Origin of the sequence: Streptococcus panodentis (assembly GCF_017884005.1) — a bacterium.
GTDB classification, from domain to species: domain Bacteria; phylum Bacillota; class Bacilli; order Lactobacillales; family Streptococcaceae; genus Streptococcus; species Streptococcus panodentis.
Genome location: NZ_QFAY01000037.1, coordinates 1 through 19,168, shown reverse-complemented (window position 1 = coordinate 19,168; position 19,168 = coordinate 1). Strand labels below are relative to the sequence as shown.

At 48.7% G+C, this 19,168-nt stretch carries 18 protein-coding genes; all 18 read left to right on the top strand.

Translation table 11 applies throughout. The annotated features are described in order from the left end of the window. Positions 1–280: 280 nt before the first annotated feature. The 18 genes from DHL47_RS12465 to ulaG all read left to right on the top strand — a co-directional run bounded on the left by DHL47_RS12465 (position 281) and on the right by ulaG (position 18,999). A complete protein-coding gene (locus tag DHL47_RS12465; protein ID WP_420853848.1) occupies positions 281–1,291 on the top strand; it encodes a uroporphyrinogen decarboxylase family protein in 1,011 nt (336 codons plus the stop codon). 15 nt (positions 1,292–1,306) lie between these two features. Further along, on the top strand, positions 1,307–1,510 hold the full coding sequence (locus DHL47_RS12460; RefSeq protein ID WP_128836690.1) for a hypothetical protein: 204 nt from the start codon (positions 1,307–1,309) through the stop codon (positions 1,508–1,510). 152 nt (positions 1,511–1,662) lie between these two features. Next, positions 1,663–2,661 (top strand): uroporphyrinogen decarboxylase family protein, encoded by a 999-nt coding sequence (locus DHL47_RS12455; RefSeq protein ID WP_128836689.1) that lies wholly within the window; start codon positions 1,663–1,665, stop codon positions 2,659–2,661. Between the two features lie 61 nt (positions 2,662–2,722). Then, positions 2,723–3,598 carry a transporter substrate-binding domain-containing protein gene (locus DHL47_RS12450; protein ID WP_209552091.1) on the top strand — a complete coding sequence of 292 codons (876 nt, stop codon included), beginning with the start codon at positions 2,723–2,725 and terminating at the stop codon, positions 3,596–3,598. Between the two features lie 62 nt (positions 3,599–3,660). Next, on the top strand, positions 3,661–4,542 hold the full coding sequence (locus tag DHL47_RS12445; RefSeq protein WP_128836688.1) for a transporter substrate-binding domain-containing protein: 882 nt from the start codon (positions 3,661–3,663) through the stop codon (positions 4,540–4,542). Between the two features lie 87 nt (positions 4,543–4,629). After that, the gene (locus tag DHL47_RS12440; RefSeq protein WP_128836687.1) at positions 4,630–5,322 is read left to right on the top strand and encodes an amino acid ABC transporter permease; all 693 of its coding nucleotides are present in this window, start codon (positions 4,630–4,632) and stop codon (positions 5,320–5,322) included. A gap of 3 nt (positions 5,323–5,325) precedes the next feature. Then, a complete protein-coding gene (locus tag DHL47_RS12435) occupies positions 5,326–6,012 on the top strand; it encodes an amino acid ABC transporter permease (protein ID WP_128836686.1) in 687 nt (228 codons plus the stop codon). Positions 6,013–6,024: 12 nt separating this feature from the next. Beyond that, a complete protein-coding gene (locus DHL47_RS12430; RefSeq protein ID WP_128836685.1) occupies positions 6,025–6,789 on the top strand; it encodes an amino acid ABC transporter ATP-binding protein in 765 nt (254 codons plus the stop codon). Positions 6,790–7,313: 524 nt separating this feature from the next. Beyond that, positions 7,314–9,458, top strand: coding sequence for an ATP-dependent Clp protease ATP-binding subunit (locus tag DHL47_RS12425; protein WP_209552090.1), 2,145 nt, complete (start codon positions 7,314–7,316; stop codon positions 9,456–9,458). A 148-nt stretch (positions 9,459–9,606) separates the two neighbouring features. Then, positions 9,607–9,852 carry a hypothetical protein gene (locus DHL47_RS12420; RefSeq protein WP_128836681.1) on the top strand — a complete coding sequence of 82 codons (246 nt, stop codon included), beginning with the start codon at positions 9,607–9,609 and terminating at the stop codon, positions 9,850–9,852. 495 nt (positions 9,853–10,347) lie between these two features. Continuing rightward, on the top strand, positions 10,348–11,805 hold the full coding sequence (locus DHL47_RS12415) for a PTS ascorbate transporter subunit IIC (protein WP_209552089.1): 1,458 nt from the start codon (positions 10,348–10,350) through the stop codon (positions 11,803–11,805). 60 nt (positions 11,806–11,865) lie between these two features. Then, complete coding sequence (locus DHL47_RS12410) at positions 11,866–12,144, top strand: PTS sugar transporter subunit IIB (protein WP_128836676.1); 279 nt, start codon at positions 11,866–11,868, stop codon at positions 12,142–12,144. Positions 12,145–12,285: 141 nt separating this feature from the next. Continuing rightward, positions 12,286–12,771 carry a PTS sugar transporter subunit IIA gene (locus DHL47_RS12405; protein WP_128836674.1) on the top strand — a complete coding sequence of 162 codons (486 nt, stop codon included), beginning with the start codon at positions 12,286–12,288 and terminating at the stop codon, positions 12,769–12,771. A gap of 49 nt (positions 12,772–12,820) precedes the next feature. Continuing rightward, positions 12,821–13,486, top strand: a complete 666-nt coding sequence (locus DHL47_RS12400; RefSeq protein WP_128836671.1) for a 3-keto-L-gulonate-6-phosphate decarboxylase UlaD — start codon at positions 12,821–12,823, stop codon at positions 13,484–13,486. 3 nt (positions 13,487–13,489) lie between these two features. Then, positions 13,490–14,353 carry an L-ribulose-5-phosphate 3-epimerase gene (locus DHL47_RS12395; protein ID WP_209552088.1) on the top strand — a complete coding sequence of 288 codons (864 nt, stop codon included), beginning with the start codon at positions 13,490–13,492 and terminating at the stop codon, positions 14,351–14,353. Further along, positions 14,354–15,055, top strand: a complete 702-nt coding sequence (locus DHL47_RS12390; RefSeq protein ID WP_209552087.1) for an L-ribulose-5-phosphate 4-epimerase — start codon at positions 14,354–14,356, stop codon at positions 15,053–15,055. Positions 15,056–15,558: 503 nt separating this feature from the next. Next, positions 15,559–17,250: a BglG family transcription antiterminator gene (locus DHL47_RS12385; protein ID WP_209552093.1), complete on the top strand. Its 1,692-nt coding sequence runs from the start codon at positions 15,559–15,561 to the stop codon at positions 17,248–17,250. Between the two features lie 657 nt (positions 17,251–17,907). Beyond that, positions 17,908–18,999, top strand: coding sequence for an L-ascorbate 6-phosphate lactonase (ulaG, locus tag DHL47_RS12380; RefSeq protein ID WP_209552086.1), 1,092 nt, complete (start codon positions 17,908–17,910; stop codon positions 18,997–18,999). The last annotated feature ends 169 nt before the right edge of the window (positions 19,000–19,168 follow it).

Genomic DNA, 19,168 nt, shown 5'->3' with positions numbered 1-19,168 from the left:
AAAAGACGAACAAAAAGTCCAATCAGCTACCGCGTCAAGAGTTTTTTACCAAAACAAAGCGAAACTGAAGGACTTTTATCTCAGTCTCTTTTTTTCTTGCTGCCTGTCAAAGAAAGGCAGCAGAATCGTCTGTCTTGAGCAGGCTGCAGAAGGCCTGTTTTTCCGGGGAAAGGAAGGGCTGCGATAAAAATTTTTTAAGAGCTTTATAAAGAAATTATATTAGAAAATCGCTGGCTTTGGTGATATGATAATAACAATTTACAGGATGCAAAGGAGCGAGATGGTGCTTACAAAAAAAGAATTAGTTTTAAAAGCTTTTCGCGGTGAAAAGGTGGATCGGGTGCCAGTCGGCTTCTGGTTTCATTTCGTCACTCTGGAGGAAAAAATGCAGGGTCTGGACAATCCAGTCATATTCAATAAAAGTGTCCAGGGGCATGCTGCCTATGTCAATGCCATTAGGCCGGATTTTGTCAAGATTATGAGCGACGGCTTTTTTAAATACCCCAGTCCTCTCTATTCAGACCGGATTGACTCGATTAGGGATTTGGCCGGCATCGCTTCTATCGGGGAGGATCATCCTTGGATTGAGCAGCAGATAGAGGTGGTCAAAGCGATTAAAGCCACCTATCCAGAAGAGATTGCCTCTTTTTACAATATCTTTGCGCCGGTCTCCTATCTAAAACGCTGGTTCCGTCGGGAAGGAACCAGAGGAGATAAGGAAATCGCGGATTTTCTGGCAGAAGATGCAGAGCTGACCAAGCAGGTTCTGGATGTCATTGCAGAGGATATTGCTCTCCTGACCAAGCGGGTCATCAAGGAAACTGGCATTGAAGGCATCTACCTCAGCACCCAGCAGATTCAGGATCAGCGGGTGGATGCTGCTGCTTACCGCCGCTATATCGAGCCCAGCAATGTGGCTGTTTTGGAGGCTGCTAATGCAGCCGGCGGAGCCAATATTCTCCATATCTGCGGCTTTGAAGGGGCGACCAATCATATCCCTCTTTTCAAGGACTATCCGGCTCAGGTTTTCAACTGGGCGACCCACCACGAAGGCGTCAGTCTGGCAGAGGGACGGAAGCTCTTTGGCGGGCGGACAGTTTTGGGCGGTTTTGAAAACGGCCGTGCTGGCCTTCTCAACAGCGGCAGCCGGGCAGAGTTAGAGGCGGAGACCAAGCGCCTTTTGGCTCAAGCCGGAACACAGGGGGTAATTCTCGGAGCCGACTGTACCGTGCCGGATGATTTTGAGCTGGAGAGACTGGACTGGGTCCGTCAGGCAGCGCATCTTCCTTAGAAAGTAAAGGAGCAGATGATGACAGAAAAGCAGAAATGGCTTCCGGCCCTTATTTTAGCGGCGGTGGTTCTGGGGATTTTCTTTTTAGCCAGCCGAGCCTATGCCGGTGCTGCTCTTTCGCAGCAGAAGGATGACCTGCGGGTGATTCAGGAGCTGCCCAAGCACTCCGTCGGGCTGATGAAAACAGATGACCTTGCCAGCCTTCTCCTTTTGGACTGAAGCTGTCTTGGCCGGACGAAGCGTTCTTGATGAGCAGGGATGCTGAGGCTTGCCATAAAGAAATCTAATGGTCTTGATAGAAAATATATATTAGGCAAGTTCCTTTTCCAGTGGTATGATAATAACAATTTTATTTGACAAAGGAGAAAAGAATGACTGCAAAAAGAGAATTGGTATTAAAAGCTTTCAGAGGGGAGCCGGTGGATCGGGTGCCGGTTGGTTTCTGGCATCACTTCACTCAGGAAGAGGAGTGGCTGGCCGGCTTTGGCAATCAGGAGATTATCCAAAAAAATCTGGCCGGGCACAGGAAGTTTCTGGCAGAGGTACAGCCTGACTTCGTCAAAATCATGAGCGACGGTTACTTTGCCTACCCCAATGAAAAACTGCAGACTGCTCAGTCTGTCAGCGACTTGGCCGGTATTCAGCCGCTGGGGGCTGACCATCCGTGGATTAGCGAGCAGGTAGAGCTGGTCAGGGAGATTCGGGCTGGCTTTTCTGAAGACATTGTAGCGATTTACAATATCTTTGCACCTGCGACCTATCTCAAATGGCTGGTCGGTCGGGTAGCCGGAGGCGATGACCGCCTTGCCGATTTTTTGGCTGAGGATGCCGATTTGACCCGGCAGGTGCTGGATGTTATCGCTCAGGACATTGCTGCGCTGAGCGAGCGCATCATCAAGGAGGCAGGCGCAGATGGCATCTACCTCAGCGTGCAGAGCATACAGGATGCACGGGTGACAGCTGAGGTTTACAAGACCTCTATTGCTCCCAGTGAGCTGGCAGTATTGGCCGCAGCTAATGCAGCCGGCGGAGTCAATATCCTGCACATCTGCGGTTACGAAGGTGCGCGCAATGATGTGTCTCTCTTTACCGACTATCCGGCTCAAGTCATCAACTGGGCAGTCGGACCGGAAGGTATCAGTCTGGCTGAGGGGCGTCAGCTCTTTGGCGGCCGGACGGTTCTGGGCGGCTTTGAAAATGGCAAGCAAGGACTGCTCTACACGGGCAGTCAGGCGGAAATTGAGAGAGAAACCAAGCGCCTGATAGCAGAAGCCGGTCGGGAAGCGCTGGTAATCGGTGCCGACTGTACGATTCCAAGCGATATTGCTCTGGAGCGGATTCAGTGGGTCCGGCAGGCGGCCGGTTTGTAATCTGCTGCCAAGACACAGGCAGCAGAGAAAAGACAATAGAGACAGATGAAGGAGAAAAGACATGAGCAAGAAAACATGGATCATCGGCGGTGCAGTGGTTGTGGCCATCGCTGCAGCAACCATCTACGGTCGTACCTTGACCAATGCTAAGACAAAACCAGCTAACTCGGCTGAGGGACAAGAAGTCCGGACTATCAAGGTGGCCTATTCCCAAGCTCATGCTCCCTATAACTTTACCAATGATAAGGGAGAGCCGGACGGCTATGAAGCCTCTGTCCTAAAAGCAGTTGATGAAAAGCTGAAAGATTATCAGTTTGATTATACTGGAACCAGTGATGAGGAGCTATTGATAGGTCTTGAGTCTGGTAAGTATGATATCGGGACCAAGGCGGCCTGGTATACAGAAGAGCGGGCTAAGAAATTCATCCTGCCAAAAGAAGCTATAGGAGCCAGCATCATTGGTTTCACAGTCCGTAAGGAAGACGCTGAAAAATACAAGAGTATTGATGATTTTGCCAAGGATAAGGGGAAATTGGTTCCTATTTCTCCTCAGAATGCCCAGTGGGCAGTCATTGAGGACTATAACAGTAAGCACAAGTCCAATCCGATTGATTTGGTTGCTTCCGAATCTTTTAAGGTATCGGATGCTTATGCCTGGGTCTTGGAAGGCCGCTATGATGCCTACTTTGATGTCAAATTATCCTATGCCCGGGCAGTGACAGCTGAGGACGGTCCCTATCATCAGTATGCGGATCAGCTGACCTGGTTCCCTTACAAGGGCATCCTAACCTATCCGCTGATTCATCGCAGTCAGGAAAATCAAGACTTTGCTGAGGCCTACGATCAGGCTCTTAAGGAGCTTAAGGAAGACGGAACTCTGGCCAAACTTTCCGAGAAATACTTTGGCGAAGATGTCTTTAGCTATGCGGATAAATAAAGAAAAATCAGATCTGCCGGTCTCAAAGCTTGCAGACAGAAACCAGAAATAAAGGAGACACAATGAGCAAGAAAACATGGATCATCGGCGGTGCAGTGGTTGTGGCCATCGCTGCAGCAACCTATCTGGGCCGCAGCCTGACTGGAGCTTCTAACAAGTCCAATACGAACGCTTCCAGCTCTGATAAGGTCACCACTCTGAAAGTAGCCCATACACAGAACTATGTCCCCTACGATTTTGTGGATGAAAAGGGGGAATCAGACGGCTATGAAGTGGCCGTTCTCAAGGCTGTTGATGAAAAACTGCCGGACTACCAGTTTGAATATACCGGGACCAGTGACGAGGACCTACTGGTAGGCTTAGAATCCGGCAAATACGATATTGGGACCAAAGGAGCTTGGTACACCGAGGAGCGGGCCAAGAAATTCATCATTCCCCAAAGCCCAATCGGTGCCAGCATTATCGGTTTCACTATCCGCAAGGAAGACGCTGAAAAATACAAGAGTATTGATGATTTTGCCAAGGATAAGGGCAAGCTGGTCCCTATCTCACCGCAGAATGCCCAGTGGGCCGTCATCGAAGCATACAATCAAAAGCACAGCGATGCTCCTATCGAGCTGACAGCAGCCGAATCATTTAAGGCCGCTGACGCCTATGCCTGGGTACTGGAAGGCCGCTATGATGCCTACTTCGACATCAAACTGTCCTTTGAAACGGCTGTGACCAAGGAGGATGGATCCTACCACCAGTATGCGGATCAGCTGACTTGGTTCCCTTACAAGGGGATTGCGACCTATCCGCTGCTGCACAAGGATGAAAAGAATGAGGCATTTGCCAAGGCTTATGAGAAGGCTATCAAGGAGCTGCAAGAAGACGGCACTCTGGCTAAGCTGTCCAAGAAATACTTCGGCGAAGATGTCTTTTCATATGTGGATGAGGACTGAGATTTAGTTGACTTCTGTTTTTGTCTAAATAGTGAAGCTTTTCAAAACAGTCTGCAAAGAGTATAAGAATCTAAGGAGTAAAAAATTATGGTCGCCTACGACTTGACACGCGTCTTTGAACAAATTCCCATCCTCTTGCAGGCCCTGCCGACTACCTTATGGATTATGGTGCTGACCGCTGTTATCGGTTCTTTGCTGGGCGGTCTTTTGGCCTGGGCCCAGCTGGCTGAGGACAGAGCATTCGCGGGTCTGGCCCAGGGTTATATCTTTATACTTAGATGTACGCCGCCTATTGTCCTGCTTTTTCTGGTCTTTTACGGTATTCCGGAATTTCTGAAGTGGTGGCTGGGGCTGGATATCAATAACTGGTCGCGGACGGTTTTTGTCATTCTTACCATGATTCTGCTTTTTGCGGCTATGATTGCGGAGGTCTTTAAGGCAGCCTATCTGTCCGTTCCCAAGGGGCAGACCGAAGCAGGTCTCAGTATCGGGCTGACACCGGCCCAGACTTTTCTGCGCATTGTTTTGCCTCAGGCCTTCCGTATCGCCCTGCCAAATGTGACGACGGCTATCCTCAATCTCATGCGGGATGCGGCTCTGGCCTATACCATCGGGGCCATTGATGTTATGGGAGCCGGTCAGAATCTGATCAGCCGCAATCTGGGCAATTATTCTCTGGAAACCTATACAGCAGTTGCCCTGATTTACTGGGCCATTGCTCTGCTGATTTCTGCTTTTTCCCAGCTGCTGGAAAAAAGCCTGACCATCAAAGAGAGGTAAGCTATGGATTTCGATTATATTGTCAAAACCTTTCTTTTGACTCTGAAAGGCATCCCGGTCACCCTGCTGATTATGGCTGTGGCCATTCTGCTTAGTTTTCTGCCGGCCCTCTTTTTGGCTCTGGGGCAGATTTACAAGGTGCGGGGCGTCCGAGCTTTTTCAGTGGTTTATCTGGCCTTCATTCGGGCTACGCCGCCTATCCTCCTCATTCTCTTTTTTTACAGTCTTTTCCCCAGTCTGCTCAATAACCTTTTCAAAAGTCTGGGCAGCCATGTGGATGTTTTTAAGTTTAATCCTATCTACTATGCCTTTATCATTTACAGCCTGATGACGACCGGCAGCCTGTCTGAGATTCTGCGCTCGGCTATTCTGACGGTAGACAAGGGGCAGCTGGAGGCTGCTCAGGCTATTGGTCTGACCAATTTTCAGGCTTACAGGCGAATCGTTTTCCCTCAGGCTTTGCGGTCTGCCCTGCCCAATCTGGCCAACTTGGTCATCAATCTGGTCAAGGGAACTTCGCTGGTTTTTGTTATGACGGTCAAGGATATTACTGCTCTGGCTAAGATTGAGGCCTCCTATTCTTATCAGTACTCGGAATCCTATCTGGTCATCTTTGTCATCTATATTGTCATCTGCGGACTGATTCAGTGGATTTTCCGGCGCCTCGAGAAGCGTTTTGCACTTACTTAGAAGGGAAAGAAGATGCTCGAAGTAAAACATGTATCAAAAAGTTTTGGAGACCGGCAGGTCTTGGCTGATGTCAGTCTCAAGGTCAATCAGGGGGACGTGGTGGTCATTCTGGGGCCATCCGGCTCGGGGAAGACGACTTTTCTGCGCTGCCTCAATCACTTGGAAAAGGCCGACAGCGGTCTCCTGAATCTGGCCGGCAAGGACTATGATCTGGCCAAACTGTCCAAAAAGGAGATTTTGGAAATCCGCAGAAAGACAGCCTTTGTCTTTCAGCACTATAATCTTTTTGCCAATAAAACAGCGCTGGAAAATATCCTGGAAGGCCTGATTGTGGCCAGAAAGGTTCCCAGAGACGAGGCTCTTAAGATTGCTGATGAAGCCCTTGAGCGTGTTGGTCTTTCGGCTTACAGGGATTACTATCCTTCCCAACTGTCCGGCGGTCAGCAGCAGCGGATTGGCATCGCGCGTGCCATTGCCGTCAAGCCTGAGGTCATTCTCTTAGACGAGCCCACCTCGGCTTTGGATCCAGAGCTGGTCGGCGATGTGCTCAGTGTCATGAAGCAGCTGGCTGAGGAAGGCATCACCATGGTCGTCGTGACTCATGAGATGAGCTTTGCCCGCGATGTGGCCAACCATGTCATCTTTATGGACGGCGGCCATATCATAGAAGAAAATCCCCCTAAGACATTCTTCTCCAGTCCCAAGGAAGAACGGACCCGGCAGTTCCTCTCCCGCCTCCTGTCAGATGCCAGCTACAGTGTGGAGTATATGATATAAGAAGATATGTCAGATGAGGCAGCCAATTGGCTGCCTTTATTTATGTGCTTTGAAAAATTATGTAAATTTCCTTCTAAAAAGCCTTGACAAGCAGAAAGCAAGGGGGTATAATTACATTTGTAAACAAAGTGAATTTACAAACCTTATCAAAGACACTTTGCCATTTTTCTTTGCAGTTCTGAAAAATTATGTAAATTTTTTTAAAAAAGTATTGACAAGTGATTTGAAATAAGTTATAATTACATTTGTAAACGAAAAGTTTACCAGTCTTTCTTAAGAGAGATGGGATTTATACAGCCTACTGCTTTATTTTTTAGAGTCGGTAAAAATTATGTAAACTTCCTTTTCTTAGAAAGAATTTAGAAAAAACGAAAGAGGCAGATTTTTTCAGCCTCTATGACTTGGAGTTTTAAAAAATTATGTAAAATCAAATAGTAAAATTCAGAAACCATTTGAAGATGCTGCTAGAAAAAAACTTTTTAAAAGAGTATAATAAATATAGGAAAGAAAAACGAGGGAACAAGATGAACAACAATTACAACAACTTTAACAATATGGACGATATTTTCAACCAGCTCATGGGGCGCATGGGCGGCTACAACAGCGAAAACCGCCGCTACCTCATCAACGGCCGGGAAGTGACGCCGGAAGAGTTTGCCCAATACCGGGCAACCGGACAGCTGCCTCATCAGACCGAGCAGGGCCAGGCTGTCCAAGGCCAGACTCAGGCACCCAAGCAGGACGGCATCTTGGCTAAGCTGGGCCGCAATTTGACTGAGGAAGCCAGAGAAGGCAAGCTGGATCCTGTCATCGGCCGCAATAAGGAAATTCAGGAAACGGCTGAGATTCTTTCCCGCCGGACCAAGAACAATCCGGTTCTGGTCGGAGATGCAGGGGTTGGTAAAACCGCCGTCGTAGAAGGTCTGGCTCAGGCTATTGTCCATGGCGATGTGCCAGCTGCTATCAAAAATAAGGAAGTCATTTCCGTTGATATTTCTGGTCTGGAAGCAGGAACCCAGTATCGGGGCAGTTTTGAGGAAAACATTCAGAATCTGGTCAGCGAAGTCAAGGAAGCCGGCAACATCATCCTCTTCTTTGATGAAATCCACCAAATCCTGGGTGCGGGCAGTACCGGCGGTGACAGCGGATCCAAAGGTCTGGCCGATATTCTCAAACCAGCCCTTTCCCGCGGTGAGCTGACCGTAATCGGGGCAACTACCCAAGATGAATACCGCAATACCATTCTCAAGAATGCAGCCCTGGCCCGCCGCTTCAACGAAGTCAAGGTCAACGCTCCTTCTGCAGAAGACACTTACCAAATCCTTCAGGGAATCCGCGACCTCTACGAGCAGCACCACAATGTCATCCTGCCGGATGAGGTGCTGAAAGCAGCAGTGGACTATTCAGTCCAGTATATCCCGCAGCGCAGCCTGCCGGACAAGGCCATTGACCTGATCGATGTGACGGCTGCTCACTTGGCTGCCCAGCATCCGGTGACCGATGTTCACGCGGTGGAAAGAGAGATAGCTGAGCAGAAGGCCAAGCAGGAAGCAGCTGTTGAAAAGGAAGACTTTGAAGCAGCCCTTAATGCCAAGACCCGCATTGAAGAGCTGGAAAAGAAAATTGAAAATCATACCGAAGACATGAAGGTGACAGCTACTGTCAACGATGTGGCGGAGTCTGTTGAGCGGATGACCGGCATTCCGGTTTCGCAGATGGGAGCCAGCGATATTGAGCGGCTCAAGGGCATGAATAAGCGCCTCAAAGCCAAGGTCATCGGTCAGAATAAAGCAGTTGAAGCCGTGGCGCGGGCCATCCGCCGCAATCGGGCCGGCTTTGATGAAGGCAACCGGCCGATTGGCTCCTTCCTCTTTGTCGGACCGACCGGGGTCGGCAAGACCGAGCTGGCCAAGCAGCTGGCCTTGGATATGTTTGGCACCAAGGAAGCCATTATCCGTCTGGACATGTCTGAGTACTCAGACCGGACAGCCGTTTCCAAGCTGATTGGGACAACAGCTGGCTATGTGGGCTACGATGACAACAGCAATACCCTGACAGAACGCGTCCGCCGCAATCCTTACTCCATCATTCTCTTGGACGAGATTGAAAAAGCAGACCCGCAGGTCATCACGCTGCTTCTGCAGGTGCTGGATGACGGCCGTCTGACTGACGGACAGGGCAATACGGTCAACTTCAAGAATACCGTCATTATCGCTACCTCCAATGCCGGCTTTGGCTACGAAGCAGGTCTGGGTGAGGATGATGAAAAGCCAGAACTGATGGACCGGCTCAAACCTTACTTCCGTCCGGAATTCCTCAACCGTTTCAATGCCGTTATCGAATTCTCTCATCTGACCAAGGAAGATCTGAGTGAGATTGTTGATCTGATGCTGATTGAGGTCAATCAAACCCTTTCTAAGAAAGAAATCGACCTGGCAGTGTCTGATGCAGCCAAAGAATTCCTGCGCGAAGAAGGCTATGATGAGGTCATGGGAGTCCGTCCGCTGCGCCGGGTCATCGAGCAGCAGATTCGGGACAATGTGACCGACTTCCACTTGGACCATCTGGATGCCAAACATCTGGAAGCCGATTTGGAGGACGGCGTTCTGGTCATCAGAGAAAAATCTGACAAGCAATCTCCAGCAGAAAAATCCGCTCCAGAGGCTTAAAATCAAGCTTAGAACAAGATCAGTTGACACTTCAATAGATTTTGTTCTAATTTTTTTGTATATTTTTGAGTTTTTATATATATAAATGTAGAAAAAAGGTGTATAATAGTATGGAATGAATTAAGTTTTTTTAGGAGAGGATTTCATTATGAAAAAGTTGGATATTACAACTATGCCCGACTACAGGAAAGTCGAGGCAGTAGTTCAGTTGCTCGTTAATGGAACATTAACCAGTTATAGAATTGCGACGGATGCAAACATCAGCAAGATGAGCATCCTGACGCTGACCAAGGGAACCAGTAAGATTAAGAACATCACTTATCAAACGGCCCTTGCTTTGATTCAGTGGTATGAAGATAACCACGAAAAGTATGCTCTGACTATACAAGAGTAGGATTCAATTCATTCAACCAAAAGACTGTGAGGCTCCGCCTTGCGGTTTTTTCTTTCTCGGCCAGCGCTCTGCCAGGCCCCATACTCAGACTCTTCGAAAAACAGCATCAACTCGGCTTGCCTAAGTCAACCGCTGCGTCTTGCATATCAACCGCAGCTGGGGGACTTTATACGGTGGTTTCTAAAACTCCGAGGGTGAGGGCGCAGCCATCATGGGAGACTGCAGATTTTTATTGAGCATGAGCGGCTGGCTGCCTTGTGTGAATTCTGTTAGTGTGACTATATATCGTGACAGTCCAAGAGTGAACAGTTGCCTGTGTAATTCTTGGTCTTTTTGTTATCGCTTTCAAAGATTATAATAAGCCTATAAGAACAAGAAAACTACTCAGGAAAGAAAAGGCAGGGAGAGCGACCATCAGAGTCTGGCCGTTGGCCTTCTGCTGATGCTGTCAATGCTTTTGCTTTCCTGAGAGTATAAAAGCAAAGGGGAGTTCTCATGGATATACTTCTTAGTATTCTCAATTGGTTCTCGCAAAATATTTTGCAGAATCCAGCTTTCTTCGTCGGCCTCTTGGTGCTGATTGGCTATGCCTTGCTCAAGAAGCCGGCCCACGATGTGTTTGCCGGATTTATCAAGGCGACAGTCGGCTACCTGATTCTCAATGCCGGGGCAGCCGGTCTGGTGAACACCTTCCGGCCGATTTTGGCGGCGCTCAATTTTAAATTTAAAATCGGCGCGGCGGTGATTGATCCTTACTTTGGACTGACGGCAGCCAATACCAAGATTGCCGATGATTTTCCAAATTTTGTCGGTGCAGCAACAACGGCTCTCTTGATTGGTTTTGGGGTTAATATTCTCTTGGTGGCCTTCCGTAAGGTTACCAAGGTGCGGACCCTCTTTATCACCGGTCACATCATGGTTCAGCAGGCAGCAACTGTCTCGCTCATGGTGCTGTTGCTGGTGCCGCAGCTGCGCAACAGCTGGGGTACGCTTGCCATCGGCCTTCTCTGCGGCCTCTACTGGGCAGTCAGCTCTAATATGACAGTGGAGCCAACCCAGCGGCTGACGGGCGGCGGCGGCTTTGCCATCGGCCATCAGCAGCAGTTTGCTATTTGGTTTGTGGACAAGGTGGCAGGCCGTCTGGGCAAGAAAGAGGAAAATCTGGACAATCTGAAACTGCCTAAGTTTCTCTCCATTTTCCACGATACAGTCGTTGCTTCTGCAACCCTGATGCTGGTCTTCTTCGGAGCAATCCTTCTGGTATTGGGGCCTGATGTGATGGCCAACAAAGAAGTCATTACGACAGGGACACCGTTTGACCCTGCCAAACAGGACTTCTACATGTATATCATTCAGACAGCTTTCACTTTCTCTGTCTATCTCTTCATCCTCATGCAGGGTGTCCGCATGTTCGTATCCGAGCTGACCAATGCCTTTCAAGGGATTTCCAGCAAGCTGCTGCCAGGTTCATTCCCGGCGGTCGATGTTGCGGCTTCTTATGGGTTCGGCTCACCAAATGCCGTTCTCTCAGGCTTTGCCTTTGGTTTGATTGGCCAGCTGGTTACGATTGTGCTCTTGATTGTCTTTAAAAATCCGGTGCTCATCATTACTGGTTTCGTTCCAGTCTTCTTTGACAATGCTGCCATCGCCGTTTATGCAGACAAACGCGGCGGCTGGAAAGCAGCCCTGATCCTGTCCTTTATCTCAGGGGTGCTGCAGGTGGCCTTGGGCGCTCTCTGTGTTGCCTTGCTGGGACTGGCTTCTTACGGCGGCTATCATGGAAATATCGACTTTGAAATTCCTTGGCTGGGCTTCGGCTATATCTTCAAGTATCTGGGAATTGTCGGCTACGGTCTGGTCTGCCTCTTCTTCCTGCTCATTCCTCAGCTGCAGTTTGCTAAAGCGAAGGATAAGGAAGCTTACTATCGAGGCGAAGTACAGGCAGAGGAATAAAAGGCTGCAGCCGGCCCTATTGGCTGAAAAATCTATAAAATATTTCAGGAGGAAACAACAATGGTTAAAGTTCTTACAGCATGCGGAAACGGCATGGGTTCATCTATGGTGATTAAAATGAAAGTGGAGAATGCCCTGCGCAATCTCGGTCAGACTGACTTTACAGTCAATTCCTGCAGTGTGGGCGAGGCTAAAAGCTTAGCTTCTGGTTACGATATCGTCATCGCTTCTCTGCATTTGATTCATGAATTGGAAGGCCGGACCAATGGAAAATTAATCGGTTTGGACAACCTCATGGATGACAAAGAAATCACTGAAAAACTCAGTCAGGTATTGTAAAGAAGGGTGGAGCAGTTGGAACTGCTCCACCTTCCTCTTAGGATCTGTATGCATCAGATACAGCAAATCTGAATGTAGTTCAGCAGGGTCAGAAAGAAATTTTTCGATGCCTTCGCATTTTATGATATGAAAGGAAGAGACATGAATTTAAAACAAGCATTGACAGACAACAAGTCCATCCGTTTGGGACTTTCGGCCTCTACTTGGCAGGAAGCGGTCAAACTGTCGGTGGATCCTTTGATTGAAAGCGGCGCAGTCAAGCCGGAGTATTATGACGCTATTATTGAGTCAACAGAAGAATACGGTCCTTATTATATCCTTATGCCGGGTATGGCTATGCCCCACGCACGGCCGGAGGCTGGGGTCAACCGGGATGCCTTTTCGCTCATTACACTGACTGAGCCGGTGACCTTTTCTGACGGCAAGGAAGTCAGCGTTCTGCTGTCGCTGGCTGCGACCAGTTCGCAGATTCATACCAGCGTAGCGATTCCGCAGATTATCGCCCTTTTTGAGCTGGAAAATTCCATTGCCCGCTTAGAAGCCTGTCAGACAGAAGAAGAAGTGCTGGCTATGATTGAGGAGTCCAAAGACAGCCCTTATCTGGAAGGTTTGGACTTGGATTCCTGAGAAAACACTGCTAATGACAGTAAAAGACAGAGAGAAATGAGGTAAAAAAATGTCAAAACGAATTCCAAATTTGCAAGTGGCGCTGGATCATTCAGATCTGCAGGGAGCGATTAAAGCAGCTGTGTCTGTCGGTCATGAGGTGGATGTCATTGAGGCGGGCACAGTCTGCCTGCTGCAGGTAGGGAGCGAGCTGGTCGAAGTGCTCCGCAGCCTTTTTCCGGATAAAATCATTGTGGCGGACACCAAGTGTGCGGATGCTGGCGGGACAGTAGCCAAGAACAATGCGGTCCGCGGAGCCGACTGGATGACCTGTATCTGCTGCGCAACTATTCCGACCATGAAAGCCGCCCTAAAAGCCATTCAAGAAGAGCGCGGCGAGCGTGGTGAAATCCAGATTGAACTTTACGGCGACTGGACCTTTGAGCAAGCTCAGACCTGGCTGGATGCCGGTATTTCTCAGGCTATTTACCACCAATCCCGCGATGCGCTGCTGGCCGGCGAAACCTGGGGAGAAAAGGACCTGAACAAGGTGAAGAAGCTGATTGAAATGGGCTTCCGTGTCTCTGTTACCGGCGGTCTCAATGTTGATACTCTCAAACTCTTCGAAGGGGTTGATGTCTTTACCTTTATTGCCGGCCGCGGCATTACTGAGGCTGAAAATCCGGCCGCAGCAGCACGGGCTTTCAAAGATGAAATCAAACGAATCTGGGGGTAGGCCATGGCACGTCCGATTGGAATTTATGAAAAGGCGACGCCCAAGCATTTTTCTTGGAAAGAACGCTTAGAATTTGCCAAAGAGCTGGGCTTTGACTTTGTAGAAATGTCGGTGGACGAGAGCGATGACCGGCTGGCCCGTCTTGTCTGGTCCAAGGAAGAACGTCTGGAGCTGGTCCGAGCGATTTATGAGACCGGTGTCCGTATTCCCAGCATCTGCTTCAGCGGCCACCGCCGCTATCCGCTGGGCTCCAATGATCCTGAGCTGGAAGCCAAGTCGCTGGAGACCATGAAAGCCTGTATTGAGCTGGCTCAGGACTTGGGTGTCCGGGTCATACAGCTGGCTGGTTATGATGTCTACTATGAAGAAAAATCAGCAGCCACCCGTGCCCGTTTTCTGAAAAACCTGCGCCTGGCCTGTGATTGGGCCGAGCAGGCCCAGGTCATTCTGGCGATTGAAATCATGGATGACCCGTTTATCAACAGTATTGAGAAATATCTGGCTGTAGCCAAGGAGATTGATTCGCCTTATCTCTTTGTCTATCCGGATACAGGCAATGTCTCGGCCTGGCACAATGATCTTTGGAGTGAATTTCTGCTGGGGCATCAGGCGCTGGCGGCCCTTCATCTGAAGGATACCTATGCCGTGACAGAGCAGTCCAAAGGCCAATTTCGTGATGTGCCTTTCGGTCAAGGCTGTGTTGACTGGCCGGCGGTCTTTGAAGTTCTGAAAAAGACCAATTACCAGGGGCCTTTCCTGATAGAAATGTGGTCTGAAAATTGCCAAACAGTAGAAGAAACCAAGGCGGCTATTCGAGCCGCTCAGGAATTCCTCTATCCTTTGATTGAGAAAGCGGGGTTGAACTAAATGCTTTTACCTGAATTGAGAAAACGTGTCTATGAGGCCAATCTGTCACTGCCCAAGCATGGCTTGGTCAAGTTTACCTGGGGCAATGTTTCCGGTATTGATCGGGAGGCAGGCTATATCGTCATCAAGCCCAGCGGAGTGCCTTATGAAGAGCTGTCCGCTGAAAATATGGTTGTAACAGACTTGGATGGGAAAGTGGTTGAGGGAGAGCTCAATCCTTCGTCGGATTTGGCGACCCATGTGGAGCTCTACAAGGCCTTCCCGCAAATCGGCGGAGTGGTCCATACCCACTCGACAGAAGCTGTCGGCTGGGCTCAGGCTGGCCGGGATATTCCTTTTTACGGGACGACCCATGCCGATTATTTCTATGGTCCAATCCCTGCGGCCCGCTCGCTGACCGAAGAGGAGATTAACCGGGCTTATGAGCTGGAGACAGGGACGGTCATTATCGAAACCTTCCGTGAGCGGGAGCTGGATCCGATGGCGGTACCTGGCGTGACAGTCCGCAATCACGGACCGTTCACCTGGGGGAAAACCCCGGAAGCAGCAGTCTACCACAGCGTTGTCTTGGAAGAAGTGGCTAAGATGGCCCGCTTAACAGAGCAAATCCACCCCCGAGTGGAAGAGGCTCCACGGTATCTGATGGATAAACACTATCTGCGCAAACATGGCCCCAATGCTTACTATGGCCAGAAAAAATAAAGCCAATGCCTATCTGCCGGACGGATACTCAAAGGGCAGAAATGCAGCGCGGATAAAGGCTATATAAGGGGAAAGGGGCTGAATCGTCTGCCCCTTTCTTTTATCGCCATTTAGTTTATCTTTGATTCCGTCGTTCACTCGCCTTGCTCCGAGGCTGAGACAGACTCCCATGATGGCTGTGCCCTCACCCACAGAGGGATGGATCTTTTGGAAGATACCGTATAAAAAGTCCTTCAGTCTCGCTTTGTTTTGGTAAAAAACTCTTGACGCGGTAGCTGATTGCTCAAAAGCTCCAGTGGAGGTTTTGAGGTTATAGATAGAGCTTCCGAGAGGAAGCAACAAAAGCTCTAGGGGAGCTTTTGAGCAGTTCGCTGCCCTATCGCCCTGTATATTAAGCGATAGGCTGAAACTGTCCCCCGGACAGTTTCACTACTAAAAGCAAAGGAAAAGACTATAAAATGGAATCATGCTATAATAGTGGTGAAACTTTTCAAGGAGTGGCTATGATATTGCTGGACAAAACAAGCTGCGAACTGCTGCGCTATCTGATTGGGCTGAAAGAAGCTGAGACGATTATGACGATTTCCCGTGAATTGGGGCAGTCGCGCCGAAAAATTTACTATCATTTAGAGAAAATCAATGATGCTCTGGAAGGCTATGGGGAAGAGATTGTCAGCCAGCCGCGGGTAGGGATTTTGCTGACAGAAAAGCAGAAAGAGCTTTGCCGGGAGCTGCTGCGGCATGTGGACTCGCGCAGCTATATCATGAGTGCCAGAGAGCGGATGCAGCTTATTTCCCTCTGTATCTGTGCGTCCAAGGAGCGGGTCACTATCGAAAAGCTGATGGATCTGACTGAGGTGTCGCGCAATACAGTGCTCAATGACCTCAATGAAATCCGCCATCAGCTGACGACCGAGCAGTATCAGGTCAGTCTCTATTCCACCAAGGCCAGAGGCTACTATCTGGACTGCCATCCGCTCAATAAAATTCAGTATGTCCATTCGCTCCTCTATCATATCTTTGTAGAGGGCAATCAGGCTTTTGTGGCTGTCCTGAATCAGAAAATTCAGGCGCTTTTTGCCGGTGAAAAGCTGCTGTCTGGTGATCTGCAGGCCTTTCTCAGCCAGCAGGTGCCATTGGTGGAGCAGGATTTGGGCAAGAAAATCAACAGACACGAACTGGTATTTATGCTGCAGGTTCTGCCTTACCTGCTGCTCAGCTGCCGCAATATGGAGCTGAAAAAAGAGGAAGAAAACAGCATTTCTCAGGAGTTCAGTCTCATTCGCAAGCGGATAGAATATAAGGTGGCTAAGCTCTTGAGCGAGCGCATGGACAGCCAGCTGGCAGTCCAGCTGAGTGATATTGAAATTTCCCTGCTGGCAGTTCTGCTCCTGTCCTACCGCAAGGACCGGGATTTGCATGCGACCAGTCAGGATTTTGCCCAGCTGCAGGAGGCTTTGGAGGCCTTTCTCTGGCGCTTTGAGACTTCTTCCTACCAAATCGAAAACCGGGATGACCTGCTGCGCAACCTTCTGACTCATTGCAAGGCCCTGCTTTTTCGCAAGACTTATGGCATTCTGACCAAAAATCCCCTGACCCGCCAAATCAGAAGCAGATACGCAGATCTCTTTATCTTTACCAAGTCCTGTGCGGTGGTTCTGGAAGAGGCCTGGTTTGTCTCCTTGACTGACGATGACATTGCCTATCTGACCATCCATATCGGCGGTTCGCTGAAAAACAGCCCGGCAGAGCAGCGGGACAATCGGCAGATTTATTTGGTCTGTGATGAAGGAGTGGGGATCTCCAAGCTGCTGCTGAAGCAGTGCCGCGATTACCTGCCCAATGAGCGGCTGGATGCTGTTTTTACGACAGAGCAGTTCAAGAGTGTGGAGGATATTCTCAGGGCTGATGTGCTGATTACTACCAATGAAGATTTGGAAACAGACCTGCCGGTCATTCAGGTGCATCCGATTTTGGATAACGAAGATATTCTCAATATTACCCATTTTGTCAAAAGGCAGGGACTGTCTGATGCCGCTACCTTCAATCAGGATTTAGAAAAGCTGCTGTCAACCTATGTCAAGGACTCCGTCCGCTCTCAGGAACTAAAAGAAAAAATCCAAAAACTGGTCAATGAAAAGCTGCTGGCCAATGCTGCTGAGGAAACAGAAGACAGGACGAAAGATAGTAACTAGGAAGTTTTTACTAGTCAGATTGAAGAAAAACTTCATTTTGAACATTTTCTTCAATCTTTTTCTTTGTATTAACAACAGAAAAGCTCTGATAAGCGTTGTCATATCAACACTTATCAGAGTTTTATTATTTAATGATGTAAAGGACAATTCTTCAATGCTTGTATGTTTGAGAGGGAGGTGTTTATGTTCTGCGCGGTCTTAAAGGACTGTTTGGAATTGTCTCTTAGCTGATGTGGCTGGAGCTATTATTTGATTTATTCAAATGCTGAATTGCTGATGAATAAGAAAATATTATATTTTTTAAAGACATCAGTCATATGGTTTTTACAAATACCTCAAAAAACATGGCAGTCCATTTGCTTAATTAAATTAACCCATCAAAATTATATTTTTAACGCATTAAAAGGTTAATTTACGGCAAGTTCGATGGAAACAGTGCATTCTTTATCTACTGCATCCACAGTCTCTCAGACTGCACGGCTGACAGGATTCCGTTCCTTTTATTTGCAAGCGCAGCGGTCTCCCGAACTGTCGGAGAATGGCGGGCATGGTCCAATTTTGAACACAGCTTTGTGCTTTATTTGGTCTTTTTTTCCACTTGCAGTCGGGCTATACTTAAGCTATAGAAATCAAATATCTTTTGAGGAGGATGATTCGATGCCAAACGTAAAAGAAATTACGCGGGAATCTTGGATTTTAAGCACTTTCCCAGAGTGGGGAACCTGGCTTAATGAAGAAATTGAAGAAGAAGTCGTGCCGGAAGGCAATTTTGCTATGTGGTGGCTGGGCAACTGCGGGGTCTGGATCAAGACGCCGGGCGGCGCCAATGTTGTCATGGACCTCTGGTCCAACCGCGGCAAGTCTACCAAGAAAGTCAAAGACATGGTCCGCGGACACCAGATGGCCAATATGGCCGGAGTTCGCAAGCTGCAGCCTAATCTGCGCGTGCAGCCTATGGTCATTGACCCTTTTGCCATCAATGAACTGGACTATTATCTCGTATCGCATTTCCACAGTGATCACATTGACATCAATACTGCAGCAGCCATTGTCAACAATCCTAAGCTGGACCATGTCAAATTTGTCGGCCCTTACGAGTGCGGCGAAATTTGGAAAAAATGGGGTGTGCCGGAAGAGCGCATCATCGTCATCAAACCGGGCGAAAGCTTTGAGTTTAAGGACATCAAGGTAACAGCTGTTGAGTCCTTTGACCGTACCTGTCTGGTCACTCTTCCAGTTGAAGGAGCAGAAGCGCAGGACGGCGAATTGGCTGGTTTGGCTGTGACAGATGAAGAAATGGCCCGCAAGGCTGTCAATTATGTCTTTGAAACACCAGGCGGCACGATTTACCATGGCGCAGACTCCCATTTCTCTAACTACTTTGCTAAACACGGCAAGGATTTCAATATCGATGTCGCTATCAATAATTACGGAGACAATCCGATTGGCATTCAGGATAAGATGACTTCGATTGACCTGCTGCGCATGGCCGAAAACCTGCGGGCTAAAGTCATTATCCCTGTCCACTATGACATTTGGTCTAACTTCATGGCTTCAACAGATGAAATTTTGGCTCTCTGGAAAATGCGCAAGGAACGCCTGCAGTATCAATTCCATCCATTTATCTGGGAAGTCGGCGGCAAGTATACCTATCCGCAGGACAAAGACCGGATAGAATACCATCATCCGCGCGGCTTTGATGACTGCTTTGATCACGATTCCAATATTCAATTCAAGGCCCTCCTTTAAAATTTTATTAGAAAGAGCCGAGGCTGGGACAAAAGTGTTTCAGCCTCGCTTTGTTTTGTTTTTTTTTTTAAAACTCTTGACGCGGCAGCTAGTTGCTCAAAAGCTCCAGTGGAGGTTTTGAGGTTATAGATAGAGCTTCCGAGAGGAAGCAACAAAAGCACTGCTTTGA

Coding starts and splice junctions, on each gene's coding strand:
- DHL47_RS12465 (WP_420853848.1), top strand. CDS start 281: ATGGTGCTTACAAAAAAAGAATTAGTTTTAAAAGCTTTTCGCGGTGAA.
- DHL47_RS12460 (WP_128836690.1), top strand. CDS start 1,307: ATGATGACAGAAAAGCAGAAATGGCTTCCGGCCCTTATTTTAGCGGCG.
- DHL47_RS12455 (WP_128836689.1), top strand. CDS start 1,663: ATGACTGCAAAAAGAGAATTGGTATTAAAAGCTTTCAGAGGGGAGCCG.
- DHL47_RS12450 (WP_209552091.1), top strand. CDS start 2,723: ATGAGCAAGAAAACATGGATCATCGGCGGTGCAGTGGTTGTGGCCATC.
- DHL47_RS12445 (WP_128836688.1), top strand. CDS start 3,661: ATGAGCAAGAAAACATGGATCATCGGCGGTGCAGTGGTTGTGGCCATC.
- DHL47_RS12440 (WP_128836687.1), top strand. CDS start 4,630: ATGGTCGCCTACGACTTGACACGCGTCTTTGAACAAATTCCCATCCTC.
- DHL47_RS12435 (WP_128836686.1), top strand. CDS start 5,326: ATGGATTTCGATTATATTGTCAAAACCTTTCTTTTGACTCTGAAAGGC.
- DHL47_RS12430 (WP_128836685.1), top strand. CDS start 6,025: ATGCTCGAAGTAAAACATGTATCAAAAAGTTTTGGAGACCGGCAGGTC.
- DHL47_RS12425 (WP_209552090.1), top strand. CDS start 7,314: ATGAACAACAATTACAACAACTTTAACAATATGGACGATATTTTCAAC.
- DHL47_RS12420 (WP_128836681.1), top strand. CDS start 9,607: ATGAAAAAGTTGGATATTACAACTATGCCCGACTACAGGAAAGTCGAG.
- DHL47_RS12415 (WP_209552089.1), top strand. CDS start 10,348: ATGGATATACTTCTTAGTATTCTCAATTGGTTCTCGCAAAATATTTTG.
- DHL47_RS12410 (WP_128836676.1), top strand. CDS start 11,866: ATGGTTAAAGTTCTTACAGCATGCGGAAACGGCATGGGTTCATCTATG.
- DHL47_RS12405 (WP_128836674.1), top strand. CDS start 12,286: ATGAATTTAAAACAAGCATTGACAGACAACAAGTCCATCCGTTTGGGA.
- DHL47_RS12400 (WP_128836671.1), top strand. CDS start 12,821: ATGTCAAAACGAATTCCAAATTTGCAAGTGGCGCTGGATCATTCAGAT.
- DHL47_RS12395 (WP_209552088.1), top strand. CDS start 13,490: ATGGCACGTCCGATTGGAATTTATGAAAAGGCGACGCCCAAGCATTTT.
- DHL47_RS12390 (WP_209552087.1), top strand. CDS start 14,354: ATGCTTTTACCTGAATTGAGAAAACGTGTCTATGAGGCCAATCTGTCA.
- DHL47_RS12385 (WP_209552093.1), top strand. CDS start 15,559: ATGATATTGCTGGACAAAACAAGCTGCGAACTGCTGCGCTATCTGATT.
- ulaG (WP_209552086.1), top strand. CDS start 17,908: ATGCCAAACGTAAAAGAAATTACGCGGGAATCTTGGATTTTAAGCACT.